The sequence below is a fragment of the Micromonospora sp. CNZ297 genome (genome assembly GCF_007827625.1).
Genome location: NZ_VISU01000003.1, coordinates 205,736 through 226,302, shown reverse-complemented (window position 1 = coordinate 226,302; position 20,567 = coordinate 205,736). Strand labels below are relative to the sequence as shown.

The window sequence follows — 20,567 nt, the reverse complement described above, 5'->3', positions numbered from 1 at the left end:
TCCATCGCGTTCCGCCGCTGTCAATCGATCCGGCCCGATGAGCGCCGCGCGCCCGCGCGCGGTGGGATTCGGCGCGCCACGTACGATGTCAGTGATCTCCTAGAGACATCCGAGCCCTCGACCTGGCAGGCTGCGACCCATGACCCTGAAGCTTCGTTCCGTCGGAGCGAGCGACCGTGGGCTGATCCGCAGCGGTAACCAGGACGCGCAGCACGCGGGCGCCTGGCTGGTCGCGGTCGCCGACGGCATGGGCGGCATGGCGGCCGGCGACCTGGCCAGCCGCATCGCCATCGACGCGATCGCCCCGCTGGACGTGGAGACGCCGGAGGACGCGCTCGTCGCCGCGCTCCAGGGCGGGATCGAGCTGGCCACCGCGCAGATCCGCCAGGCCGTCGAGGAGGACCCGGAACGCCAGGGCATGGGCACCACGCTCACCGCGCTGCTGTTCGCCCGCACCGGCAGCTGCCTCGCGCTGGCGCACGTCGGCGACTCCCGGGCCTACCTGTACCGCGAGGGCGTGCTCAAGCAGGTCACCCGGGACGACACGTTCGTGCAGATGCTCGTCGACCAGGGCGTCATCACCGCCGAGCAGGCCAGCAGCCACCCCCGCCGCGCGGTGGTGACCCAGGCGTTGCAGGGCGACGAGGTCTCCCCGTCGTACGCCACGATGGTGCCCCGGGCCGGTGACCGCTGGCTGCTGTGCAGCGACGGCCTCTCCAACGTGGTCCGCGCGGACACGCTCACCGAGGTGCTCAGCGAGCAGCCGGAACGCGACGCCTGCGCGGCCCGGCTGATCGACCTGGCGCTGCGGGCCGGCGGCCCGGACAACATCACCGTCGTGATCGCCGACGTCGTCGAGGAGTAGCCCTCACCGCCGTCGCGGAGCGGCACGGCGGGTCGGCTCGGCTGTGGTCGGGTCCTCCGGCCACGGATGGCGCGGGTAGCGTCCACGCAGCTCTGCTCGTACCTGCGGGTATCCGGTGCGCCAGAACGAGGCCAGGTCCGCGGTGACCGCCACCGGCCGCCCGGCGGGGGAGAGCAGGTGCAGCAGCACCGGCACCCGCCCGTCGGCGATGCGCGGCACGTCCCGCCAGCCGAACGTCTCCTGGAGCTTGACCGCCAGCACCGGCGCGGCCGGGTCGGCGTAGTCGATCCGGATCCGCGAGCCGCTCGGCACCTCCAGACGCTCCGGAGCCAGCTCGTCCAGCCGCGCGGCCTGCCGCCAGTCGAGCAGCCGCCGCAGCGCCGCCGCCACGTCCATCCGGCCGAGGTCGGCCCGGCGCCGGGCGCGGGCCAGCTCCGGGCCCAGCCAGACGGGCGCGCCGGCGGTCAGCGCCGCGTCGGAGACGTCCGGCCAGCCGTCGCCGAGCGCCTGGCGGCAGAACGCCAGCCGGAGGCGCAGCCCGGTCGCCTCCGGCGTCCACCGCAGCAGGCCCGGCCCCTCCTGCCGCAGCCCGTCCAGCAGCGCCGCCGAGACCAGCTCCGGGTCCGGCGCGGTCAGCGGGCGGTCGACCAGCTCGACGGCGCCGAGCCGGACCACCTCGCGGGCCACCACGTCCCCGCCGGACCAGGCCACGTCCCGTCCGGTGTCCAGCAGCGCCGCCCCGGCCTCCCGGGCGGTCGCCTCGTCGATCGGTGCGGCCAGCCGCACCCGGGCGGCAGGCGCGCCGGGGGAGCGGTCGGCCACCGCGACGGCCAGCCACGCCGCTCCGGTCAGCCCCGACCCGGGCGCCAGCTCCGCGGCGGTCCCGCCGGCCATCAGGTACGCCGACCCGCCCGGCCGCCGTGAGCGGGCCAGCCGTTCCGGGTACGCCAGTCCGGCGAGCAGCCCCGCGGCCAGATCGTCCGGCAGTCGCTCCCGCTCGTTCCCCGCCGACCGTCCGCCGCTCACGCTGCGGTGCGGCGTCGAGTCGGCGCGCGTGCCGGCGGAATGCCGGTCGGCGGGCAGGGCGGCGCGCAGGCGGCGTACCTCGGTGCGCCAGCGCGCGGTGGCGGCCGGGTCGGCGCCGTCGCGCAGCCGGCGCCAGCGGGCGGGCAGGTCGTCTCCCGTCCCGCCCAGCGTGTCCTCGCCGAGGATCGCCACCACCTGGGCGGCCCGGTCGGCACCCACCCGGGGCGCGCCGTCCAGCAGCGCCCGCGCCAGCCGGGGATGCGTGCCCGCCGCCGCGACCGCCCGTCCCCGCGCGGTGATCCGGCCGTCGTGGTCCACCGCGCCGAGCGTGGTCAGCGTCTCCCGCGCCACAGTGAGCGCGGCCGGCGGCGGTGGGTCGGGCAGCGCCAGCCCGGTGCCGTCCGGTGTGCCCCAGGCCGCCAGCTCCAGCGCGAACCCGGTCAGGTCGGCGGTGGCGATCTCCGGTTCGGGCTGCGGGGCGAGCCGCTCGTGCGCCGCCTCCGACCAGCAGCGGTAGACCGCCCCGGGCGTCTCCCGTCCGGCCCGGCCGGCGCGCTGGGTGGCCCCGGCCCGCGACACCGGCACGGTCACCAGCGCGCCCAGCCCTCGGGCCAGGTCGGTGCGGGGCACCCGGCTCAGTCCGGCGTCCACCACCACCCGGACGCCGGGGACGGTGAGGCTGCTCTCCGCCACCGCCGTCGCGAGCACCACGCGCCGTCCGGCAGCAGGGGTGAGCGCCGCGTCCTGGGCGGCCCCGGGCAGCCGTCCGTGCAACGGCAGCACCGCGATGTCGCGGAGGTCGGCCAGGCGGCGCGCGACGGCGCCGATCTCACCCGCGCCGGGCAGGAAGACGAGCACGTCACCGTCGCGTTCGCGCAGCGCCCGGCGGACCGTGGCTGCCACGTGGTCGAGCAGCGCCGGGTCGACCCGGCCGGCACCGGGCGGCGTCACCGGGCGCGGCGGCGGCGCCCACACCCGCTCGACCGGGTGCAGCGCGGCCTCGGCGCGTACCACGGGGGCGGGGTCGCCGGCGCCGAGCAGCGCGGCGAACCGGTCCGTCTGCGGGGTGGCCGACATCGCCAGCAGCCAGAGGTCCGGGCGCAGTGTGGCGCGGGCCTCGACGCTGAACGCCAGCGCCAGGTCGGCGTCGAGGTGCCGTTCGTGGCACTCGTCGAGCACCACCGCGTCCACGCCCGGCAGCTCGGGGTCGTGGTGCAGGCGGCGGACCAGCAGGCCGGTGGTCACCACCTCGACCCGGGTACGCGGCCCGGTCCGGCGCTCGCCGCGCACCGCGTACCCGATCCGGTCGCCGACCCGCTCGCCGAGCAGGGCGGCCATCCGGTGCGCGGCGGCGCGGGCGGCCACCCGCCGGGGCTGGGCGATCACCACGCGGCCGGTGACCGCGTCGGCGACCGCGAGCGGCGCGGTGGTGGTCTTGCCGGTGCCGGGCGGCGCCACCAGGACGGCGGCGCCGCGCTCGCGCAGCGCGCCGACGAGCGCCGGCAGGACCGGGCGGACCGGCAGGTCGAGCGGGATGTCGGCGAGCACGGCCCCACTCTCGCACCGCTCCGTCGGTCGGTCCGCGCTGCCCCCGGAACGCGGAACGGCCCGGCCGGCGCACCGCCGACCGGGCCGGGTGGGCCGCCGCGCCGGGTCCGCCGACCCGGCCGCCGCCCCCCTTGCTAGTACGTTCCGTCGAGCTGACCGCGCAGCTTGGTGAGCGCCCGGGCCAGTAGCCGGGACACGTGCATCTGCGAGACGCCGATCTGCTCGGCGATCTGCGACTGGGTCAGGTTGCCGTAGAAGCGCAGTGTGAGGATCTTCTGCTCGCGCTGGTCGAGCGTGGCGAGCGCCGGGCCGAGGGCGACACGCATCTCGGCCAGCTCGAACTCGCCGTCCTCGCCGCCGAGCAGATCGCCCAGCTCGGTGGCCCGCTCGCCGTCGCCGGTGGGGGTGGACAGCGACACCGCGTTGTACGCGCGGGCGCCCTCCAGGCCCTCCAGCACCTCTTCCTCGGTGAGCTTGAGGTGGGCGGCGATGTCGGCGACCGTCGGCGAGCGGCCGAGCGTCTGGAGCAGCGTGCTGTTGGCGTCGGAGATCGCCAGGCGCAGCTCCTGGAGCCGGCGGGGCACCCGGATGTCCCAGGTGCGGTCGCGGAAGTGGCGCTTCAGCTCGCCGATGATGGTGGGGATGGCGTAGCCGGCGAAGTCGACGCCGCGCGACGGGTCGAACTTGTCGATCGCCTTGATCAGGCCGATCGCTGCGGTCTGCGCCAGGTCGTCGTTGGGCTCGCCCCGGCCGCTGTAGCGGTGGGCCAGGTGGTTCGCCAGCGGCAGCCACGCCTCGATGGCGCGGTCGCGCAGCGCCGGCCGGGACGGGTGGTCGGCGGGCAGCGCGGCCATCGCGGCGAGCAGGTCGGCGGCGCTGTCGGTGAGCGAGCGGGGGTCGAGCTTCGCGGAGGCGGCCGGCGTGGTCGCCCGGGCGCTGATCGTGGGAGCGGTCATGGGTGGTCCTCCCTGCACCTCGTCCACGGAAGAAAAAAGACGTGACGCTTAGGTTTAGGTTTCGGTCGTACGTTCGGAAGTCACCATAGCCCGATCGTGCTGCGGAAATCTAGCCGAAAGTACGATGTACTTAAGGTGTAAGCAGCCACGAAAGACGTGAGCCGGTCGATATCGCGCTCGGCAGGCTGGTGGGGTGGCGCTGACCGGTCGGCCCCGGTCGTGCCCCGACCGGTCAACGTGGAATCCGACAGGTGGGCGAAGTGTCGCCTTTCTGTCGTTGTCCCGCCGACGGGACCGCCCGTAGCGTCCGTAGCGACACGTCAACGGAGGCACCGTGCTGGATCCCGCCGCGCCGCAACTCGTCATCAACGCCCGGACGCTGCTGTTCAGCTGGCTCCCGGCGGATCCCGGCGCGGTCGAGACGCTGGTGCCCGCCGGTCTGCGCCCGCACCCGCAGCGTCAGGTGTTCGTCTGCCAGTACGTCGTCGACGACGAGACGCAGACCTCCGGCTTCGGGGCGTACTCGCTCACCTACGTGGGTGTCTCACTGGCGGACATGGACCCGCCCGACGGCGAGACGCCCGGCGGCTTGTGGACGCACTACCTCGCCTCCAGCGAGCGGGTCCGGCGGTACGCGGCCGCGCGGGGCGCTCCCGCCGCCGCCGGGGAGACCCGCCTCGACCTGCGCGGCGATCAGCTCACCGCCGAGACCCGGGCCGCCGACGGCACGCTGCTGATCCGGGTCACCGCCCGGATCGGGCACACGGGCACCGAGGCGCACAACGGCCACCACCGCTACCTCACCCGCCGCGACGGCGAGCTGATCGTCACCGACTACCCGTACGTGGCCGAGCCGGTGTCACCGTTCGAGGTCGAGTCGGTGGAGTTCCCGGCGCCGGAGCACCCGGTCCACGCGCTGCGGCCGGCCAACCCGCTGCACGTCTGCTGGGGCTTCTACTCGCCGCGCGTGTCGTTCGCGTACCCGGCCCGCCCGAACGTGCCGGACGAGGTGGCGGACCTTCACCAGGTGCCCGCCCGCCGGGCCCGCAGCGGCCTGCCGTCCGGGTCGTAGACCAGCCGGTACGCGGGCAGCGCCCAGAGCCGCGTACGCCAGGGCAACCGCTCCGGGCGGTGGGGCCGCAACCGGCCCGGCGGACGGGGACCGGCCCGGCCCCCGGCGTGCCAGCGATCCAGTTCCTCCGCCGCCGCGGTGATCGCCGCGACCGCGTCCGCCGGGTCCAGCAGGTCGTCGTCCTGCGCGCCGCCGGGATCACGGTCCAGATGCTCGCGCCACAGCCTCAGCCGCAGGTCGCGGGCGAACACCCGGGCGCCGTCGCCCAGTCCGGCAGGGTCGGCCGGCGTCCGCTCGTCGCGGGTGTCGTCGAGCACCGCGCAGGACAGCTCGCTGTCGTGCGTCCAGGACCGGCGGTTGAAGTTGTCGCTGCCCACGCTGGCCCAGACGTCGTCCACCACGCAGACCTTGGCGTGCACGTACACCGGCGTCCCGTCGTGGTTCTCCACGTCGAACACGTGCACCCGTTCCGGCGCGGCCCGGTGGCACAGCGACAGCGCCTGCTCCCGGCCGACCATGTTGGGCGGCAGCGCGAGCCGGCCGTCCACGTCCGGGTGCCGGGGCACGACCGCCACCAGGTGCAGGTCCGGGTGCTCGTGCAGCGCCTGCGCGAACAGTTCGGCCACCTCGGTCGACCAGAGGTACTGGTCCTCCAGGTAGATCAGCCGCCGGGCCCGGCGTACCGCCTTGGTGTAGCCGCGGGCCACCGTGCGCTCGCCGTCGGGGGCGAAGGAGTAGCGGGGCCGCACCGCCGGGTAGGTGCGCAGCACCTGCACGTGGTGCGGCCCGCAGGGCGGCGGGTCGGCGGGCTGCTCGGGCAGCGGGTCCGGGCGCAGGTCGGAGCCGCGCAGCCGGTCCCGCAGGTACGCCATCGGGTTCTCCGAGTCCAGCGGCATCGGGTCGGTCCACCGCTCCCGGAACGTGGTGTCCAGCGCGCCGACCACCGGCCCGCGCACCGCGAGCTGCACGTCGTGCCAGGGCGGCGTGGGGCCGTACCGGGGGGACATGCCGATCGGCTGCGGGTCGCCGGCGTGGCCGGCGTCGTCGCGGCGGCTGTGGCACAGGTCGATGCCGCCGGCGAAGGCGATGTCGCGGCGCGGTTCGCCGGGGCGGCGCAGCACCACGAGCTTCTGGTGGTGCGAGCCGCCGCGCCGGACCCGCTGGTCGAGCAGCACCTCGCCGTCGGCCGCGCGGATCGCCTCGCTGAGGTCGCGGTTCTCCTCCTCGCTGTAGGAGAGCGTGTCGAGGTGGGAGCGCCAGATCAGGCCCTTGACGATGACCCCGCGCTGGGCGGCCTGGGCGAACAACTGCGCCACAGTGGGACCGTCCGGGCGCATCCGCTCGTCCGGGTCACCACGCCAGTCGGTGAAGAACAGGTGGTCGCCCGCTGTGAGCGACTCCACCTCGCTGACCAGGCGGTCGAAGTACGCGGCACCGTGAATGAGGGGCTCGGCGAGGTTTCCATCGGTCCAGACGGGTAACTCTGACCTCGGGTTGGCGCGTTCCTGTGCGGTGAGGAACCAGTCCCGCAGAGTCACGTTCCACCCCCCGAGGTCGACGACGTCCTCACACGGTAGGACCCCCGGCAGGGCCCCGCACGTCGAGCAGCAGGTCGGCGTCGGTGCCGCGCGTCAGGGGTGCGCCGGACCCCTGGATCGCGATACCGAGGAGGCACCGACATGCCCGCCGAGACGACGAACACCGTGACCGACCGCGACCAGGCGGTGGAGGGGGAGCGGGGTGCGCTGGTGGCGGTCCTGTTGATGGTGATCCTCGGGGTGGCCGGGATCTTCGCCGTCTCCTGAGACCGCGGCCGGGCGCCCCGGCGAACCGGGGCGCCCGTAGGAGGTCAGGGCCGGTCGCCCTGGCCGTCGCTGTGCGGCACCCGCCCGGTCGGGATCACCCCGAGCCGGCCGGCCTGGAAGTCCTCGACCGCCTGGATCAGCTCGGCGCGGGTGTTCATCACGAACGGGCCGTAGTGCGCCACCGGCTCGCGGATCGGCTGGCCGCCCATCAGGTAGAGCTCCAGCGCCGGGGCGTTGGAGTCCTGCGTCCGGTCGGCGGTGATCCGCAACGCCTCACCGGGACCGTGCACGGCGAGCTGGCCGAGGTGGATCGGCCGCCGGTCGGTGCCGACCGTGCCGCGGCCGGCCAGCACGTACACGAGCGCGTTGAAGTCCGACCGCCACGGCAGGCTCAGCTCGGCGCCGGGCTGCAACGTGACGTGCGCGATGGTGATCGGCGTGTGCGTCGAGCCCGGACCCCGGTGCCCGGCGACCTCACCGGCGATGACCCGGATCAGGCCGCCGCCGTCGGGCGTGGTCAGCAGCGCCGACTCCCGGCCGCGGATGTCCTGGTAGCGCGGCGCGCTCATCTTGGCGACCCGGGGCAGGTTGACCCAGAGCTGGAGGCCGTGGAACAGCCCGCCGCTCATCACCAGGTGCTCCGGCGGCGCCTCGATGTGAAGCAGGCCACTGCCTGCAGTCATCCACTGCGTGTCGCCGTCGGTGATGGTGCCGCCGCCACCCGTCGAGTCCTGGTGGTCCATGATCCCGTCGATCATGTAGGTCACCGTCTCGAAGCCGCGGTGCGGGTGCCAGGAGGTGCCCTTCGGCTCGCCCGGCGCGTAGTCGACCTCGCCCATCTGGTCGAGGTGGATGAACGGGTCCAGCTCGGTCATCGGCACGCCGGCGAAGGCCCGGCGGACCGGGAAGCCTTCGCCCTCGTACCCGCTGGGGGCGGTGGTGACCCGGCGGACCTGGCGGTATTCGGTGGCCTCGCCGAGCTCGGGCAGGCGGGGCAGGACGAGGACGTCGTCGACGGTGATCGCGGGCATCGCGGGACTCCTTACTTGTCGGCCGGGGTGGACGACGCGGTGCGGTCGGCGCGCAGGCGCCGGCCGAGCCGCTCGAAGACCCGGGTGAGGCAGGCGACCTCGGCGTCGTCGAGGTCGTCGATCAGGTGGGCGCGTACGGAGCGCAGGTGGTGCGGCGCGGCCTCGCGCAGGGCGAGCAGGCCGGCCGCGGTGAGCACTGCCTCGCTGCCGCGCCGGTCCGCCGGACACGCCTCCTTCGCGACGAGGCCGCGCTTGCGCATCGTGGTGATCTGGTAGGTCAGCCGGCTCGGTGAGAACACCAGCCGGTCGGCCAGCTCACCCATGCGCAGCCGCTGGCCGGGCGCCTCGGAGAGCAGCACCAGCACGTGGTAGTCGGCGAAGCTCAGGTCGCTGTCGGCGCGCAGGTCGTCCTCGAGCCGGGTGAACAGCCGCTGGCTCGACTCGATGTACGCGCGCCAGCAGGCCATCCGCTCCGCGTCCAGGCTCTCCGTCATGCCTCCGAGACTAGCACTATTTAAAATTTAAAGAAGTGCCCTGTCGTGCTCGGCCGGCCAGGCTGGGATGACTCTTCAAAACTTGAACGGGTGACCCCGGCTAGGGTCGGGGGATGGACGATCTCGACCTGCTCGACTGGCGGGAGCGGGTGGCCCGGCTCTACCTGTCCGACCTCGACCTGACCGGGTTCCGGGCCGCGCGCGACGAGCTGTTCCGCACCCATCCGAGCAGCCCGGTGCCGCCCGCCGACCGGCCCGGCTTCACCGGCCTGCGCTGGTACCCGCCCGACCCGTCGGCGGTGGTCGAGGCACCGCTGCGACCGGCCTCCGGTGAGCTGCGCATCGACACCGGCGGCCCGGACGGGGTGGTCGCGTACCGGCGGGTCGCGGTCGCCGGGACGCCGTGGGGACCGCTCACGCTGTGGTGGATCGAGGCGTACGGGGGCGGGCTGTTCCTGCCGCTGCGCGACGGCACCTGCGGCGACGGCTCGTACGGCGGGGGCCGGTACCTCACCGACACGGTCAAGGGCACCTTCGGGCGGGGCCTGACAGTGCTCCCCGGTGACCGGGTCCGCCTGGACGCCAACTACCTCTACAACCCCAGTTGCGCCTACGACGACAGGTGGGCCTGCCCGCTGGCACCGCCGGAGAACCGGGTGGACGTGCCGCTGCGTGCAGGGGAGCGGGCGTACCACTGACGCGGCGAGGGAGGACCCCGGCGGGGCCCTCCCTCGATGTCGCGTACCGCCGGTCAGCGGGCGGTGGCGCCGGTCGGTGTCAGGTGCATCCGGCTCAGCAGCTGCTGGGCCTGACCGGCCATCTCCGCGTCCACAGTCACCGCGTACTGCGCGGCCCGCAGTGAACTGGCCGACGTGAAGTCACGCTGCCCACCGCTCATGGCGTGCGCGACAGCGCCGAACACGGCACCCCAGATCGCGCCGATCACCAGCCCGACCAGGATCACCGCCAGCCAGTTGCCGGCGGTGAAGATGCCGAACAACAAGCCGATGAACAAACCGAACCAGGCGCCGGTGCCGGCCCCGAGCAGGGCCGCCCGGCCCGTGGTGAGCCGTCCCATCACGGTCTCCACGAGCGTGAGGTCCGTACCGACGATCGAGGTACGTTCCACCGGGAACCGGTTGTCGGCCAGATAGTCCACCACGCGCTGGGCGGACGGATAGTCCGGGTACGAGCCGATCGTGACGGTCGGCGCCCCGGCATGCGGGCCGTGCCCGTCCCCGCTCGGCGGCGTCGGGCGACCGCCCGGTCCGGACGGGAGGTTGTCGCTGCCCGGCATTCCGGGTTGCCAGGCCGCGGTCGGAGTCGAGGGTCTGGTCATGAGCATCCTCCTTCGTCAACCCGCCGCGTTCCCGGCGCCGGGCAGCGGTAACGCGCCGGGCCGGACCGATGTGGCGAGGCATGCCGGTGCCCCGGGCCGGGTAGCCACACCCGTGCCGACCCGACACATCAGCGAGCACGGCTTCCTCGCCGACGGGCGCAGCGCGGCGCTGGTCGACCGCGACGGCTCGGTCAACTGGTGGTGCCCGCCCCGGTTCGACGCGCCGTCGGTGTTCGGGCGCCTGCTCGACGAGGGCGCCGGGCACTGGAGCATCCGCCCCGAGGGCGCGGCCACCAGCAGCCGGTCCTACCTGGACGACACGCTGGTGCTGCGTACCGTCTTCACCACGGCGACCGGCACGGTCGCCGTCACCGACGCGCTGGCGCTGGAGCCCGGCGCGCGCGGTCACGACATCGGGATGCACTCGCCCCGGGTGCTCGCCCGGCTGGTCGAGGGGCTCACCGGCGAGGTGCCGATGCGCGTCGAGTACGCGCCGCGGTTCGAGTACGGCCGGGTCGGCGCCTACCTGACCGAACGCGACGGGGTGGTGGCCGCCACCGCCGGAGCCTGCCGGCTGGAGCTGCGCGCCGACGTTCCGCTGACAGTCGCCGAGGGGGCCGCCGCCGGGCGGTTCACCGCCCGCGCCGGCAGCACCCACCGCTTCACCCTCGGGTACGCCCCGACGTACGCCGGCGCCGCACCCGCGCTGCCCGACGCCGCCGAGGTGGTGGCCGGGACGGTAGCCGGCTGGCGGTCCTGGTCGGCGCTGCACGACTACCGGGGCGAGTACCGCGACGAGGTGCGGCGCAGCGCGCTCGCGGTGCAGGGCATGACGTACGCGCCCAGCGGCGCGGTCGTCGCGGCGGCCACCACCTCGGTGCCGGAGCGGCTCGGCGGCGACCGCAACTACGACTACCGCTACGTCTGGCTGCGCGACTTCAGCCTCACCCTCCAGGCGCTCTGGCGGGCGGCCTGCCCGGACGAGGCGGACCGGCAGTTCACCTGGGTGGCGCGGGCGATGGGCCGGATCGGCGACGAGCCGGTGCCGATCATGTACGGCGTCGAGGGGGAGCGGGACCTGACCGAGCACGACCTCGACCACCTGGCCGGGTACGAGCACAGCCGGCCGGTGCTCGTCGGCAACGACGCCTGGCGGCAGCGGCAGAACGACGTGCTGGGCGAGGTGCTCGACGCCGCCTGGCTGATGCGGTACTACCTCGACCCGATGTCACCCGAGGTCCGCGACCTGCTGCGTACGCTCGCCGACCAGGCCGAGCGCGGCTGGCACCGGCCCGACGCGGGGATGTGGGAGGGGCGCGGCCCGGAGCGGCACTACGTGTCGTCGAAGGTGGAGTGCTGGACCGGGCGGTCCGGTTCGGCTCCCGCATCGGCGAGCCCGCCGACGTGGCGCGCTGGGTCGCCGCGCGCGACGAGATACGGGCGGCCGTGCTCACCCACGGCTGGAACGAGCGGGTCGGCGCGTACACCGGGGCGTTCGGGTCCGACGATCTGGACGCCTCGGTGCTGGTCATGCCGCTCGTCGGTTTCCTGCCGGCGCACGATCCGCGGATGCGCGCCACGATGGACGTGCTGGAGCGGCGGTTGTCCCGCGACGGGCTGCTGCGCCGCTGGGACGGCGACCCGGCCGGGTTCGTGATCTGCTCGTTCTGGCTGGCCGCCTGCCTGGCCGAGGCGGGGGAGCTGGACCGGGCCCGGCGGCTGTTCGAACGGCTCGCCGCCCGCACGAACGACCTCGGCCTGTACGCCGAGCAGATCGACCAGGACACCGGCGAGCAGGTCGGCAACTTTCCGCAGGCGTACTCACACATCGGCCTGATCATCGCCGCCGGCCGCATCACCGACGCCGCCGCCCGCGCCCCCGCCCCCACCCCCACCTCCCACCGCCACCCCGCGCCCGCTTCGCGTCGATCATGAGGTTGACGCCGAAGTCGATCTCCCTGAGTGCCGCCAACTTCATGATCGACCCCGGGAACGGGGGGTGGGGGAGGATGAGGGGGTGGAACTCGTGATCATGGCGGACACGCATGTGCCCAAGCGGGCGCGGGATCTTCCGGCGGTGCTGTGGGGGGCCGTGGAGGCCGCGGATGTCGTGGTGCACGCGGGGGACTGGGTGGACGTGGCGCTGCTGGACGCGCTGGAGGAGCGGTCGCGCCGCCTGGTCGGCGTGTACGGCAACAACGACGGGCCGGAGCTGCGCGCCCGGCTGCCCGAGGTGGCCCGCGTCGAGCTGGACGGCCTGCGGGTCGCCGTGGTGCACGAGACCGGCCCGAAGGCCCGCCGCGAGGAGCGCTGCGCCGCCGCGTACGGCGACTGCGACCTGCTCGTCTTCGGGCACTCGCACATCCCCTGGGACACCGTCGCCCTGGGCGGTCTGCGCCTGCTCAACCCCGGCTCACCCACCGACCGGCGGGCGCAGCCGTACGCCACCTACCTGACCGCCCGGGTGGTGGCGGGGCGGCTCGACCGCGTCGAGCTGCACCGCCTGCCCCCGCGCTGACCTCAGCGGCCCCGGCCGGTCTCCGCCTGGAGCTCGTCGATCCGCCGGGACGCCTCGGCCTTGGTCAGGCCCTCCGGCACCGGCTCGCCCGCCTCCTGGGCCAGGGTGTGCAGGTACGACTCCTGGGCGGCGGTGGGCGGCTCGTCGCCGGTGACCCAGTCGTCCGGGTCCTTGACGGCGGCGTCCGGGTTCACGTTCCTGTCGTTGGTGTTGGCGCGGTCGGCCATGCTGATCACCTCTCCTCGAACAGGTGTACCACTACCCCCGGCCCGGCGGGTTCATGCCGCCCGCTGCCTACGATCAGCTGGTGACGGCGGAGCGGGCGGGCGTGGTGGTGGTCGGCGCGGGCATCGCCGGGGTGGCGTGCGCGACCGAGTTGGCGCGGGCCGGTGTCCCGGTGCGGGTACGCGAACGGGCCCGGGTCACCGGCGGGCGGATGGCCAGCAAGCGCTTCGACGGCCGCCCGGCCGACCTGGGCGCCGCGTACTTCACAGTGGACGACCCGGACTTCGCCGCCGTGGTGGACCGGTGGCGGGCCGCCGGGCTGGCGCGGGAGTGGACCGACACGCTCGTCGCGTACGGGCCGGGCGGGCGCGAGCAGGTCACCGGCCCGATGCGCTGGGCCGCCCCGCGCGGGCTGCGCTCACTCGTCGAGCAGCTCGCAGGCGACCTGCCGGTGACGCACGACCGGCTGGTGATGAGCGTCGAGCCCGGCCTCCGGGTGGACGGCGCCGAGGCCGAGGCGGTCGTGCTCGCCATGCCCGGCCCGCAGGCGGCGCTGCTGCTGGACCCGGCGCTGGCCGAGGCGACCCGGGCGGTGGCCGCGCAACGCTGGTCGCCGGCGCTGAGCGGGGTGCTGCACTTCCCGGCCCGCCGCTGGACGGACTTCCGCGGGGCGTTCGTCAACGGCCACCCCGTACTCAGCCTGGTCTGCGACGACGGCGACCGCCGTGGTGACGGCGCGCCGGTGCTCGTCGCGCACACCACAGCCGAGTTCGCCGCCGGGCACCTGCTCCAGCCCACAGCCGCCCGCCCGGCGATCGAGCAGGCGGTCCGCGACCTGCTCGGACTGCCCGAGCCGGCGGTGTCGGCCCACGTGCACCGCTGGACGTACGCGTCCCCGGCCGCGCACGCCGGGAGCGCCACGTTCCACCTGGACGACGACGGCATCGGCCTGGCCGGTGACGCGTTCGGCCGCCCGCGCGTGCAGACCGCCTGGCGCTCCGGACGGGACCTGGGCCGCGCGCTCGCCGCCCGGCTGGGCTGACAGCCCTCGGCCCGGGCCGGTCAGCCGGTGGCGCCCACCGGTTGCGCCGCCGACCCGGCCCGCGTGTCCTCGCCGGTGCGTTCGCCCTCCCGGTCCAGCAACTGCATGACCGGTGTCGCGGCGATCCCGTGCGCCACCACCGACACCACCACCACGAGACCGACTGTGGCCCAGACCAGATCCGCCTGCGGGAAGTCGGTCTTGCTGGTGGCGTACGCCAGGTAGTAGAACGAGCCGACGCCGCGGATGCCGAACAGCGAGATCACCCAGTGCTCGGCCGGTCTGCCCGGCGCCCCGCGCAGCGACAGCCACGCGGCCAGCGGCCGGATCACCAGCACCAGCGCCAGCCCGGCCAGTGCCGCCGGCCAGGTCAGCGGCGCGAGCAGCCCGCCGATCACCGCGCCGCCGAACAGCAGCAGCAACAGCACCGTGAGCAGCCGCTCCACCTGCTCGGCGAAGTCGTGCAGCACTGAGTGGAACTCGTGCGTACGCTCGGCGGCCCGGATCGCGCGGGCGGCCACGAACACGGCCAGGAAGCCGTACCCGCCGATCACCTCGACCAGCCCGTACGCGAGGAACGTCGCGGCCAGCGCGAGGAAGCCCTCGGAGTGCCGGGCCAGCCGCAGCTTGCTCGGGGCACGGAAGAACAGCTTGCCGAGCAGCCAGCCGACGAGCAGCCCGCCACCCACCCCGGCGGCGAGCTTGTAGAACACGTCCACCGCGAACCACTCGGCGAGCCAGCCGGACGGCGCGAGCCCGGTGGTGGCGATCGCGATGGCCGCGTACACGAACGGGAAGGCGAGCCCGTCGTTCAGGCCCGCCTCCGAGGTGAGCGCGAAGCGCACCTCGTCCTCCGAGTCCTCCACATCGGTCGGTTCGCCCACCTGCACGTCGGAGGCGAGCACCGGGTCGGTGGGCGCGAGCGCCGCGCCGAGCAGCAGCGCCGCGGCCGGCACCAGACCGGCCCACCACCAGCCGAGCAGCGCCACCGCGGCGATGCACAGCGGCATGGCGATCGCGAGCAGCCGCCACGTCGACGACCAGCGGGCCCAGCTCAGCGGACGGTCGATCTTCAGGCCGGCGCCCATCAGCGCGACGATCACCCCGACCTCGGTGAGGTGGGTGGTCAGTTCCGGCCAGCGCAGCGGGTCCGGTGTGGGCAGACCGGTGGGCAGCACGAACACGAGCATGCCGAGCCCGAGGAACGCGATCGGCATCGACAGCGGCCGCCGCTCCAGCACCCGGGGCAGCACCCCGGCCAGCAGCGCACCGACGCCCAGCAGAGCGAACGCGACATCGACCGGTTCCACGACACCACCCTTCCGACGCCCGGCGGCCGGGCGGTGGAGTCCAGCAGTGCCCCGAAGCGGGTCCGGTTAAGCGTGCGCGTGCCCGCCGGTCGACCGCCGGTCAGCCGAGCGTGCCGATGGCGCTGTCCGGCAGGGCGTGCAGCAGCGCCGCCGGGTCGTCGTAGACCGCCACCGCGCCCGCGCCGGCCAGCTCCGCCCGGCCGGTGCCGCCGCAGGTCAGGCCGATGCACGGGATGTCCAGCTTGCCGGCGGCTGCCACGTCCCAGACCGAGTCGCCGACGAACACCACCCGCTCGGCGGTCAGCCCCGACTGGTCCAGCGCGGCGACCAGGATGTCCGGCGCCGGCTTGCTCTCCTGCGCGTCGGCCGACGAGGTGACCGAGTCGATCACGTCGTCCGCGTCCAGCGCGGCCCGCAGCGCTGTCACCTCGTGCTCGGCGGCCGAGGTCGCCAGCACCACCCGCAGCCCGCGCTCGGCGCAGGCGCGCAGCAGTTCCCGGGCACCGGGCAGCGGCGCCAGCCGCTCCCAGTACTCCGCGTACAGCGCGTCGTGCGCGTCGCGCAGCCGGCCGTCGGCGTCCCGGTCCCGCTCGGCGCCGAGCAGGTGGTCGAGCAGCTTGTCCGAGCCCATGCCGATGGACCTGTGGATCCGCGCCATCGGCACCCGGTGGTCGGCCTGGCGCAGCGCCTCCCACCAGCTCACCGTGTGCAGGTACGTCGTGTCGACCAGGGTGCCGTCCACGTCGAACAGGACACCGCGTCGCTTGTCGTCGGCCATGTCCGGCTCCTACCCGGCCGGGGCGTCGCCGACGCGCGGCTCACCCGCCGGAATGAGGATCTCGAACCAGACCGTCGAGCCGCGTACGGTCGGGTCGGTGCCCCAGGCGTCGCTCAGCTCCTCGATCAGGCCGAGCCCGCGGCCGCGGCTGCTGAGCGTGTCGGTCTGCGCCCGGGTGACCTGACCCCGGGTGCCCGAGTCGGCAACCGACACCAGCAACCGCTCGGCGGACAGGTCGACCTCGACCCGGGCGGCGGTGCCGGCGTGCAGCAGCGCGTTGGTGGTCAGCTCGCTCGTGCACAGCACCGCCGCGCCGATCACCGCCTCCGGCACCCGCCACTCGCCGAGCTGCGCGGTCATCCAGTGCCGGACCCGGCTCGGCGCGGTCGGCTCGGCCGGCACCTCCATGCTCGCCGACCGGCTGGGGCGCACCGCGTACTCGACGGCGAGCACCGCCACGTCGTCCTCGGTGGCGCCCGGCACCGACGCGGTCGCCACCGCGCACAGCGCGCGCGGGTCGCCGCCGGCCGCCCCGGTCACCGCCGCGCCCAGCCCGGCCATCCCGGCGGCCAGGTCCTGCCAGCGCCGCTCCACCACGCCGTCGCTGTAGAGCAGCAGCGTGTCGCCGGGCCGGAACGGCACGGTGGCGGTACGCGCCCGCCCACCCAGGCCCAGCGGAGGAGCGGGCGGCACGTCGACGAACTCGGCCACCGCCGCGCCGGGTCCGGCGCGCCGGATCAGCGGCGCGGGATGACCGGCGCTGGCCAGCGTGACCAGCTCCCGGTCCGCCTCGACCACGCCGAAGACCACTGTCACGAACAGCTCCTGGGTGCCGCCCTCGACGCCGAGGCTGGCGACCAGCCGGTCCAGCCCGTCGAGCACCGCGTCCGGCCGGGAGTCGACCAGGGCGAGCGCGCGCAGCGCGGCGCGTACCTGGCCCATCCGGGCGGCGGCCTGCACGTCGTGCCCGGCCACGTCGCCCAGCACCACGCCCAGCGCGCCGGTCGGCAGCAGGAACGCGTCGTAGAAGTCGCCGCCGGCCGCGTTGCCGTCCACGCCCGGGTCGTAGCGGGCGGCGATGCGCAGCCGGGGCAGGTCCGGGAGCCGTTCCGGCAGCATGCTGCGTTGCAGCATCTGGGCGGTGCCGTGCTGGGTCTCGAAGCGGCGGGCCCGCTCGGCGGCCTGGCCGACCAGCTCCGAGGAGGCGGTCAGCAGCGCCCGTTCGGCGGGGGACCAGGAGCGCGGCGTCCGGTAGCCCACTGTCAGCGAGCCCCGGACCACCGTGGTACGCAGCGGCAGCGCCGCCAGCGCGCGGATCTTCTCGTCGTGCCGGTCCGCCGCGACGCCGCGCAGCGGCTGCCCGTCGGCGGTGAACGAGGCCACGCCGCTGCGCGCGGTCACCACCGCGGGCAGCGGTGACTCGGCGGACATCCGGCGCCACAGCGGGGGCAGCCGCTCGTCGGCCTCGTCGAGCAGTTCGCCGCGGATGCGGCGGACCAGCCGCCACGCGCTGCCCTCGTCCACCGCGAACGACACCCGGTCGGCGTCGAAGGAGTGCAGGCAGTAGCGCAGCGTCACCCGGGCCACGTCGTCGAGCGTGAGCGTGCCGGCCAGTGCCGCCGCGAAGTCGCTCAGGCTCTGCAACTGCTGGGTCAGCTGGGTGGTCTGCGCCGAGACGGTCAGCACGCCGACGATGCGGCCGGTGGAGTCGCGTACCGGGCAGTGGCCCCTGGTGAACACGGCCGGCTCGGCCGGGCCCTGCCGGTCGGCCGGCAGCACCGCCTCCCGTTGCAGGAACGGCTCGCCGTGCCGGTAGACCCGTTCCAGCGCCTCGCCGGCGCTCGGGTCGCGCCACACCTCGGCGAACGCCTCGGCCGCCGGCCGGCCCAGCGCGTCCGGGTGCCGGTCGCCGATCAGCTCGGCGTACCCGTCGTTGTAGAAGACCACCAGGTCGTCGCCGAGGAGCAGGGCCATCGGTACGGGGGAAGCGAGCACCACGTCCGTCACGGCGCGTACCGCGGGATCCCAGGTGTGCGGAGCGCCCAGCGACGTGCCGGCCCACGGGTGGGCGGTCCCGGCCGCCTGCCCGCCGACGACGGGATCGGTGGGCGCTCCCGGTGCGGGGGCGGACGGTGTGGGAACCCGACCGACGGTGCCTGGCATGACCGCAGCCTAACCGGAGCGTGGCCGGGTGGTTCCGATCATGCGTCCGTGGCGGGTGCGGGTGCCGGGCGGCGCGGATGTTCGGGCAGGTCAGACCGGTTCGGCAGGGCATGTCGGGAAATTGCCCCGGTCCGGCTCGGCGTGCTGCCCAGGTCACCGGGTATGCGGGCGGCGCAGTTCACGCGACAGGAGGGACATCATGCCGAAAACCCTCGCGGTCGGACAGGTCGACATCAGTGCGGCCTGGACCGACTTCTGGAGGTCGGTGCTGCTCTTCGTACCGCGGGCGATCGCGTTCATCGCGATCCTCGTCGTGGGTTGGCTCATCGCCCGAGCCGTCCTCAAAATCGTGGACGCGGCACTGGAACGGGTGGGATTCGACCGCGCCGTCGAACGCGGCGGCGTCAAACGGGCCCTGGAACGCACCAAGTACGACGCCAGCGACATCCTGGCCAAACTGGCCTACTACGCGGTCCTGCTGTTCACCCTGCAGTTCGCCTTCGGGGTGTGGGGACCGAACGCGATCAGCGACCTGATCCGCGGGGTGGTGTCCTGGCTGCCGCGGGCCTTCGTGGCGATCGTGATCGTGGTGATCGCCGCCGCCATCGCCAACGCCGTCCGGGACCTGGTCTCCGGCGCGCTGGGTGGGCTCTCGTACGGCCGGGTGCTGGCCGACGTGACGGCGATCTTCATCCTGGCGCTCGGCATCATCGCCGCGCTGAACCAGGTGGGCATCGCCACCACGGTGACCACGCCGGTGCTCGTGGCGTTCCTCGCCACCGTGGCCGGCATCCTGATCGTCGGTGTCGGTGGTGGTCTGGTCAAGCCGATGCAGGACCGCTGGGACGGCTGGCTGCACCGGGCCGCCGAGGAGTCCCGGGCGATCCGGCAGCAGCGGCAGGCGCAGCAGGCCGGCCGCGGCGACTACGAGCGGCGGATGGCCGACCGGGGCGGGCAACCGGCACCGGCGGCGCCGCAGTCGTCCATGTCGGGCGCGGGCACGTACCGCTCCGGCGAGGCAGGGGACGAGACACAGCAGTTCCGCCGGCCGAACGGCTGACGGCAACGGGTGACGGGGTGTCCGCGGGGCGATCGCGGGCGCCCCGTAGCCGTGTCCGGGTCAGGCCAGGTGGCGCGGGTCCAGCCCGCGGGCCAGCAGGCAGACCGCGAGCAGGCGGGTGAGCGTCCAGTCCGGCGCGGACCAGTCCACCGGCTCGGCCGGCGGCGTCCAGCCGTACTCGGCCGCCGCGTCGCGCAGCCCTTCGACGTACCCGGCGAGCGCCGCCACCGTCAGTGGCCGGCGGTCGCCGTCGAGGCTGTCGCGTACCCCGGCGGCGTGCTGGTCGACCTCGGCGAGCAGCCCGGGGTTCGCGTGGGCCGCGGCGAGGCCGGCGGTGCCGACGGTGGCGGTCAGCGAGGTGAGGGTCGTCCGCGCGGCCACGGCCGCGGAGCGGCGGGTCGCGACCCGGTTGTTCGGCACGCGCATGGTGTCCGAGGCTAACGCCGCCCGCCGCGGGCCGGCCTCGGCCGAGCGGGGGATGCCCGGGTCGTCCGGGGGAGCGGTCTCGTCGTCCGGCGGGATTGAGTCGCCCGTGCGGGGGCAGAAGTCCGGTACGCAGACCACGCGACCGGGGTCACGGAGGGACACGATGGGACAGCGGGCCGACGGACCGGACCGGGCACACCGGCGCCCGGAGGGAGTGAGTGACGCCACGGTCGAGGCGCTGGGCAAGCTCAGCGAGGCCCTGGAGTGCGTCGAGCGGGCCCGCGGCCACCTGTACGAGCTGCACCAGCTCATCGGCCACGCCGACCTGATGCTCGACGACGCGGTGGAGATGTTCCGCGCCGCCGGTCACCCGGCGCTCGCCGAGCGGATCGACAGGGAACTGCTCGGCCGCAACGTCATCGCCGGGCGGTGGACGTTCCAGATCGTCGAGGACTTCGACGACGGGTACTACGCGCTCTTCCGGGAGCTGGACCGGCAGGCCCGCGACGAGCTGGTCGAGGGCCGGCGGCACCTCTACGAGGCGGAGATGAAGGAGCGCCGCCGCAGCCGGGGGATGCCGGGGCACGAGGCGCGCCCCGGCACGCGCTGACTCAGTCGGAGGAGCGGGCGTCGGCCGGGCGGCGGCGGGCGCCGTCGTCGGCGATGATCACGGTCGCGACCATCAGCGCCACCACCAGGCTGAACAGCCAGGAGCTGTCCTCGGTGAACCGGGCGGAGACCGGAGCCTGGAGCGCGGCGAGCAGGAAGCCCAGCCACGCGAGCTTGCGCTGACGGTTGGAGAGGAAACCGGAGCCCTGTTGCATCCCGAAAGTCTTGCGCGCATCAGGGGGAGTGCCGTCAGCCGTTCGGCCGATTCTAGATGGGCTGTCCGTTTTCCCGGCCGTCCGT

Annotated in this window: 20 protein-coding genes and 1 pseudogene; 9 read left to right on the top strand and 12 right to left on the bottom strand. The window is 74.7% G+C overall.

Annotated features, from left to right (window positions below):
• The first annotated feature begins 139 nt into the window (after nucleotides 1-139).
• The gene (locus FB454_RS07335; RefSeq protein ID WP_013285366.1) at nucleotides 140-865 is read left to right on the top strand and encodes a PP2C family protein-serine/threonine phosphatase; all 726 of its coding nucleotides are present in this window, start codon (nucleotides 140-142) and stop codon (nucleotides 863-865) included.
• Nucleotides 866-868: 3 nt separating this feature from the next.
• Here FB454_RS07335 and hrpB read toward each other — a convergent pair whose 3' ends face one another.
• On the bottom strand, nucleotides 869-3,439 hold the full coding sequence (gene hrpB / locus FB454_RS07330; protein ID WP_145822688.1) for an ATP-dependent helicase HrpB: 2,571 nt from the start codon (nucleotides 3,437-3,439) through the stop codon (nucleotides 869-871).
• Nucleotides 3,440-3,573: 134 nt separating this feature from the next.
• On the bottom strand, nucleotides 3,574-4,395 hold the full coding sequence (locus FB454_RS07325; protein WP_013285368.1) for a SigB/SigF/SigG family RNA polymerase sigma factor: 822 nt from the start codon (nucleotides 4,393-4,395) through the stop codon (nucleotides 3,574-3,576).
• Between the two features lie 334 nt (nucleotides 4,396-4,729).
• Between FB454_RS07325 and FB454_RS07320 the strand changes: the two genes are divergently transcribed.
• Entirely contained in the window at nucleotides 4,730-5,467 is a 738-nt protein-coding gene (locus FB454_RS07320; protein WP_030270350.1) for a hypothetical protein, read from the top strand.
• Here the strand turns inward: FB454_RS07320 and FB454_RS07315 are convergent.
• Complete coding sequence (locus tag FB454_RS07315) at nucleotides 5,416-7,005, bottom strand: phospholipase D-like domain-containing protein (protein WP_145822687.1); 1,590 nt, start codon at nucleotides 7,003-7,005, stop codon at nucleotides 5,416-5,418. The genes FB454_RS07320 and FB454_RS07315 overlap by 52 nt on opposite strands.
• 141 nt (nucleotides 7,006-7,146) lie before the next feature.
• On the opposite strand from FB454_RS07315, the gene FB454_RS35315 reads away from it, so the two are divergent.
• Nucleotides 7,147-7,272, top strand: a complete 126-nt coding sequence (locus tag FB454_RS35315) for a hypothetical protein (RefSeq protein ID WP_013285371.1) — start codon at nucleotides 7,147-7,149, stop codon at nucleotides 7,270-7,272.
• 44 nt (nucleotides 7,273-7,316) lie between these two features.
• Here FB454_RS35315 and FB454_RS07310 read toward each other — a convergent pair whose 3' ends face one another.
• Together FB454_RS07310 and FB454_RS07305 are read right to left on the bottom strand one after the other, a co-directional pair.
• Entirely contained in the window at nucleotides 7,317-8,303 is a 987-nt protein-coding gene (locus FB454_RS07310; protein WP_013285372.1) for a pirin family protein, read from the bottom strand.
• 11 nt (nucleotides 8,304-8,314) lie between these two features.
• Nucleotides 8,315-8,797, bottom strand: coding sequence for a MarR family winged helix-turn-helix transcriptional regulator (locus FB454_RS07305; RefSeq protein ID WP_013285373.1), 483 nt, complete (start codon nucleotides 8,795-8,797; stop codon nucleotides 8,315-8,317).
• A 113-nt stretch (nucleotides 8,798-8,910) separates the two neighbouring features.
• Here FB454_RS07305 and FB454_RS07300 point away from each other — a divergent pair, with 113 nt between their 5' ends.
• Complete coding sequence (locus FB454_RS07300; RefSeq protein WP_013285374.1) at nucleotides 8,911-9,495, top strand: DUF1684 domain-containing protein; 585 nt, start codon at nucleotides 8,911-8,913, stop codon at nucleotides 9,493-9,495.
• Between the two features lie 53 nt (nucleotides 9,496-9,548).
• Here FB454_RS07300 and FB454_RS07295 read toward each other — a convergent pair whose 3' ends face one another.
• A complete protein-coding gene (locus FB454_RS07295) occupies nucleotides 9,549-10,136 on the bottom strand; it encodes a general stress protein (protein ID WP_013285375.1) in 588 nt (195 codons plus the stop codon).
• A 112-nt stretch (nucleotides 10,137-10,248) separates the two neighbouring features.
• On the opposite strand from FB454_RS07295, the pseudogene FB454_RS07290 reads away from it, so the two are divergent.
• Nucleotides 10,249-12,071 (top strand): annotated as a pseudogene (locus FB454_RS07290) (glycoside hydrolase family 15 protein).
• An 82-nt stretch (nucleotides 12,072-12,153) separates the two neighbouring features.
• Nucleotides 12,154-12,654, top strand: coding sequence for a metallophosphoesterase family protein (locus FB454_RS07285; RefSeq protein ID WP_145822686.1), 501 nt, complete (start codon nucleotides 12,154-12,156; stop codon nucleotides 12,652-12,654).
• Between the two features lie 2 nt (nucleotides 12,655-12,656).
• On the opposite strand, the gene FB454_RS07280 is transcribed toward FB454_RS07285, so the two are convergent.
• Nucleotides 12,657-12,881 carry a DUF3072 domain-containing protein gene (locus tag FB454_RS07280; RefSeq protein WP_013285379.1) on the bottom strand — a complete coding sequence of 75 codons (225 nt, stop codon included), beginning with the start codon at nucleotides 12,879-12,881 and terminating at the stop codon, nucleotides 12,657-12,659.
• Between the two features lie 53 nt (nucleotides 12,882-12,934).
• Here FB454_RS07280 and FB454_RS07275 point away from each other — a divergent pair, with 53 nt between their 5' ends.
• Nucleotides 12,935-13,921: an NAD(P)/FAD-dependent oxidoreductase gene (locus FB454_RS07275; protein WP_013285380.1), complete on the top strand. Its 987-nt coding sequence runs from the start codon at nucleotides 12,935-12,937 to the stop codon at nucleotides 13,919-13,921.
• A 20-nt stretch (nucleotides 13,922-13,941) separates the two neighbouring features.
• Here the strand turns inward: FB454_RS07275 and FB454_RS07270 are convergent, their stop codons facing one another.
• From FB454_RS07270 to FB454_RS07260, 3 genes are all read right to left on the bottom strand, one after another.
• Complete coding sequence (locus tag FB454_RS07270; RefSeq protein ID WP_047894735.1) at nucleotides 13,942-15,231, bottom strand: cation:proton antiporter; 1,290 nt, start codon at nucleotides 15,229-15,231, stop codon at nucleotides 13,942-13,944.
• A 100-nt stretch (nucleotides 15,232-15,331) separates the two neighbouring features.
• Nucleotides 15,332-16,009, bottom strand: a complete 678-nt coding sequence (locus FB454_RS07265; RefSeq protein ID WP_030270335.1) for an HAD family hydrolase — start codon at nucleotides 16,007-16,009, stop codon at nucleotides 15,332-15,334.
• A gap of 9 nt (nucleotides 16,010-16,018) precedes the next feature.
• Nucleotides 16,019-18,172 carry a SpoIIE family protein phosphatase gene (locus FB454_RS07260; protein WP_145822685.1) on the bottom strand — a complete coding sequence of 718 codons (2,154 nt, stop codon included), beginning with the start codon at nucleotides 18,170-18,172 and terminating at the stop codon, nucleotides 16,019-16,021.
• A 199-nt stretch (nucleotides 18,173-18,371) separates the two neighbouring features.
• Here FB454_RS07260 and FB454_RS07255 point away from each other — a divergent pair, with 199 nt between their 5' ends.
• On the top strand, nucleotides 18,372-19,232 hold the full coding sequence (locus tag FB454_RS07255; RefSeq protein ID WP_013285384.1) for a mechanosensitive ion channel family protein: 861 nt from the start codon (nucleotides 18,372-18,374) through the stop codon (nucleotides 19,230-19,232).
• Nucleotides 19,233-19,292: 60 nt separating this feature from the next.
• On the opposite strand, the gene FB454_RS07250 is transcribed toward FB454_RS07255, so the two are convergent.
• Nucleotides 19,293-19,658, bottom strand: a complete 366-nt coding sequence (locus FB454_RS07250; RefSeq protein WP_186461544.1) for a DUF6401 family natural product biosynthesis protein — start codon at nucleotides 19,656-19,658, stop codon at nucleotides 19,293-19,295.
• A 163-nt stretch (nucleotides 19,659-19,821) separates the two neighbouring features.
• Here FB454_RS07250 and FB454_RS07245 point away from each other — a divergent pair, with 163 nt between their 5' ends.
• Nucleotides 19,822-20,268 (top strand): hypothetical protein, encoded by a 447-nt coding sequence (locus FB454_RS07245; RefSeq protein ID WP_013285386.1) that lies wholly within the window; start codon nucleotides 19,822-19,824, stop codon nucleotides 20,266-20,268.
• 1 nt (nucleotide 20,269) lies between these two features.
• On the opposite strand, the gene FB454_RS07240 is transcribed toward FB454_RS07245, so the two are convergent.
• The gene (locus FB454_RS07240; protein ID WP_013285387.1) at nucleotides 20,270-20,482 is read right to left on the bottom strand and encodes a hypothetical protein; all 213 of its coding nucleotides are present in this window, start codon (nucleotides 20,480-20,482) and stop codon (nucleotides 20,270-20,272) included.
• Nucleotides 20,483-20,567: the final 85 nt, after the last annotated feature.

Excerpts from the sequence above, each read along its gene's own strand:
- FB454_RS07335 (WP_013285366.1), top strand. The coding sequence starts at position 140 with ATGACCCTGAAGCTTCGTTCCGTCGGAGCGAGCGACCGTGGGCTGATC.
- FB454_RS07325 (WP_013285368.1), bottom strand. The coding sequence starts at position 4,395 with ATGACCGCTCCCACGATCAGCGCCCGGGCGACCACGCCGGCCGCCTCC.
- FB454_RS35315 (WP_013285371.1), top strand. The coding sequence starts at position 7,147 with ATGCCCGCCGAGACGACGAACACCGTGACCGACCGCGACCAGGCGGTG.
- FB454_RS07310 (WP_013285372.1), bottom strand. The coding sequence starts at position 8,303 with ATGCCCGCGATCACCGTCGACGACGTCCTCGTCCTGCCCCGCCTGCCC.
- FB454_RS07305 (WP_013285373.1), bottom strand. The coding sequence starts at position 8,797 with ATGACGGAGAGCCTGGACGCGGAGCGGATGGCCTGCTGGCGCGCGTAC.
- FB454_RS07300 (WP_013285374.1), top strand. The coding sequence starts at position 8,911 with ATGGACGATCTCGACCTGCTCGACTGGCGGGAGCGGGTGGCCCGGCTC.
- FB454_RS07295 (WP_013285375.1), bottom strand. The coding sequence starts at position 10,136 with ATGACCAGACCCTCGACTCCGACCGCGGCCTGGCAACCCGGAATGCCG.
- FB454_RS07280 (WP_013285379.1), bottom strand. The coding sequence starts at position 12,881 with ATGGCCGACCGCGCCAACACCAACGACAGGAACGTGAACCCGGACGCC.
- FB454_RS07275 (WP_013285380.1), top strand. The coding sequence starts at position 12,935 with ATGCCGCCCGCTGCCTACGATCAGCTGGTGACGGCGGAGCGGGCGGGC.
- FB454_RS07265 (WP_030270335.1), bottom strand. The coding sequence starts at position 16,009 with ATGGCCGACGACAAGCGACGCGGTGTCCTGTTCGACGTGGACGGCACC.
- FB454_RS07260 (WP_145822685.1), bottom strand. The coding sequence starts at position 18,172 with ATGCCAGGCACCGTCGGTCGGGTTCCCACACCGTCCGCCCCCGCACCG.
- FB454_RS07255 (WP_013285384.1), top strand. The coding sequence starts at position 18,372 with ATGCCGAAAACCCTCGCGGTCGGACAGGTCGACATCAGTGCGGCCTGG.
- FB454_RS07250 (WP_186461544.1), bottom strand. The coding sequence starts at position 19,658 with ATGCGCGTGCCGAACAACCGGGTCGCGACCCGCCGCTCCGCGGCCGTG.
- FB454_RS07245 (WP_013285386.1), top strand. The coding sequence starts at position 19,822 with ATGGGACAGCGGGCCGACGGACCGGACCGGGCACACCGGCGCCCGGAG.
- FB454_RS07240 (WP_013285387.1), bottom strand. The coding sequence starts at position 20,482 with ATGCAACAGGGCTCCGGTTTCCTCTCCAACCGTCAGCGCAAGCTCGCG.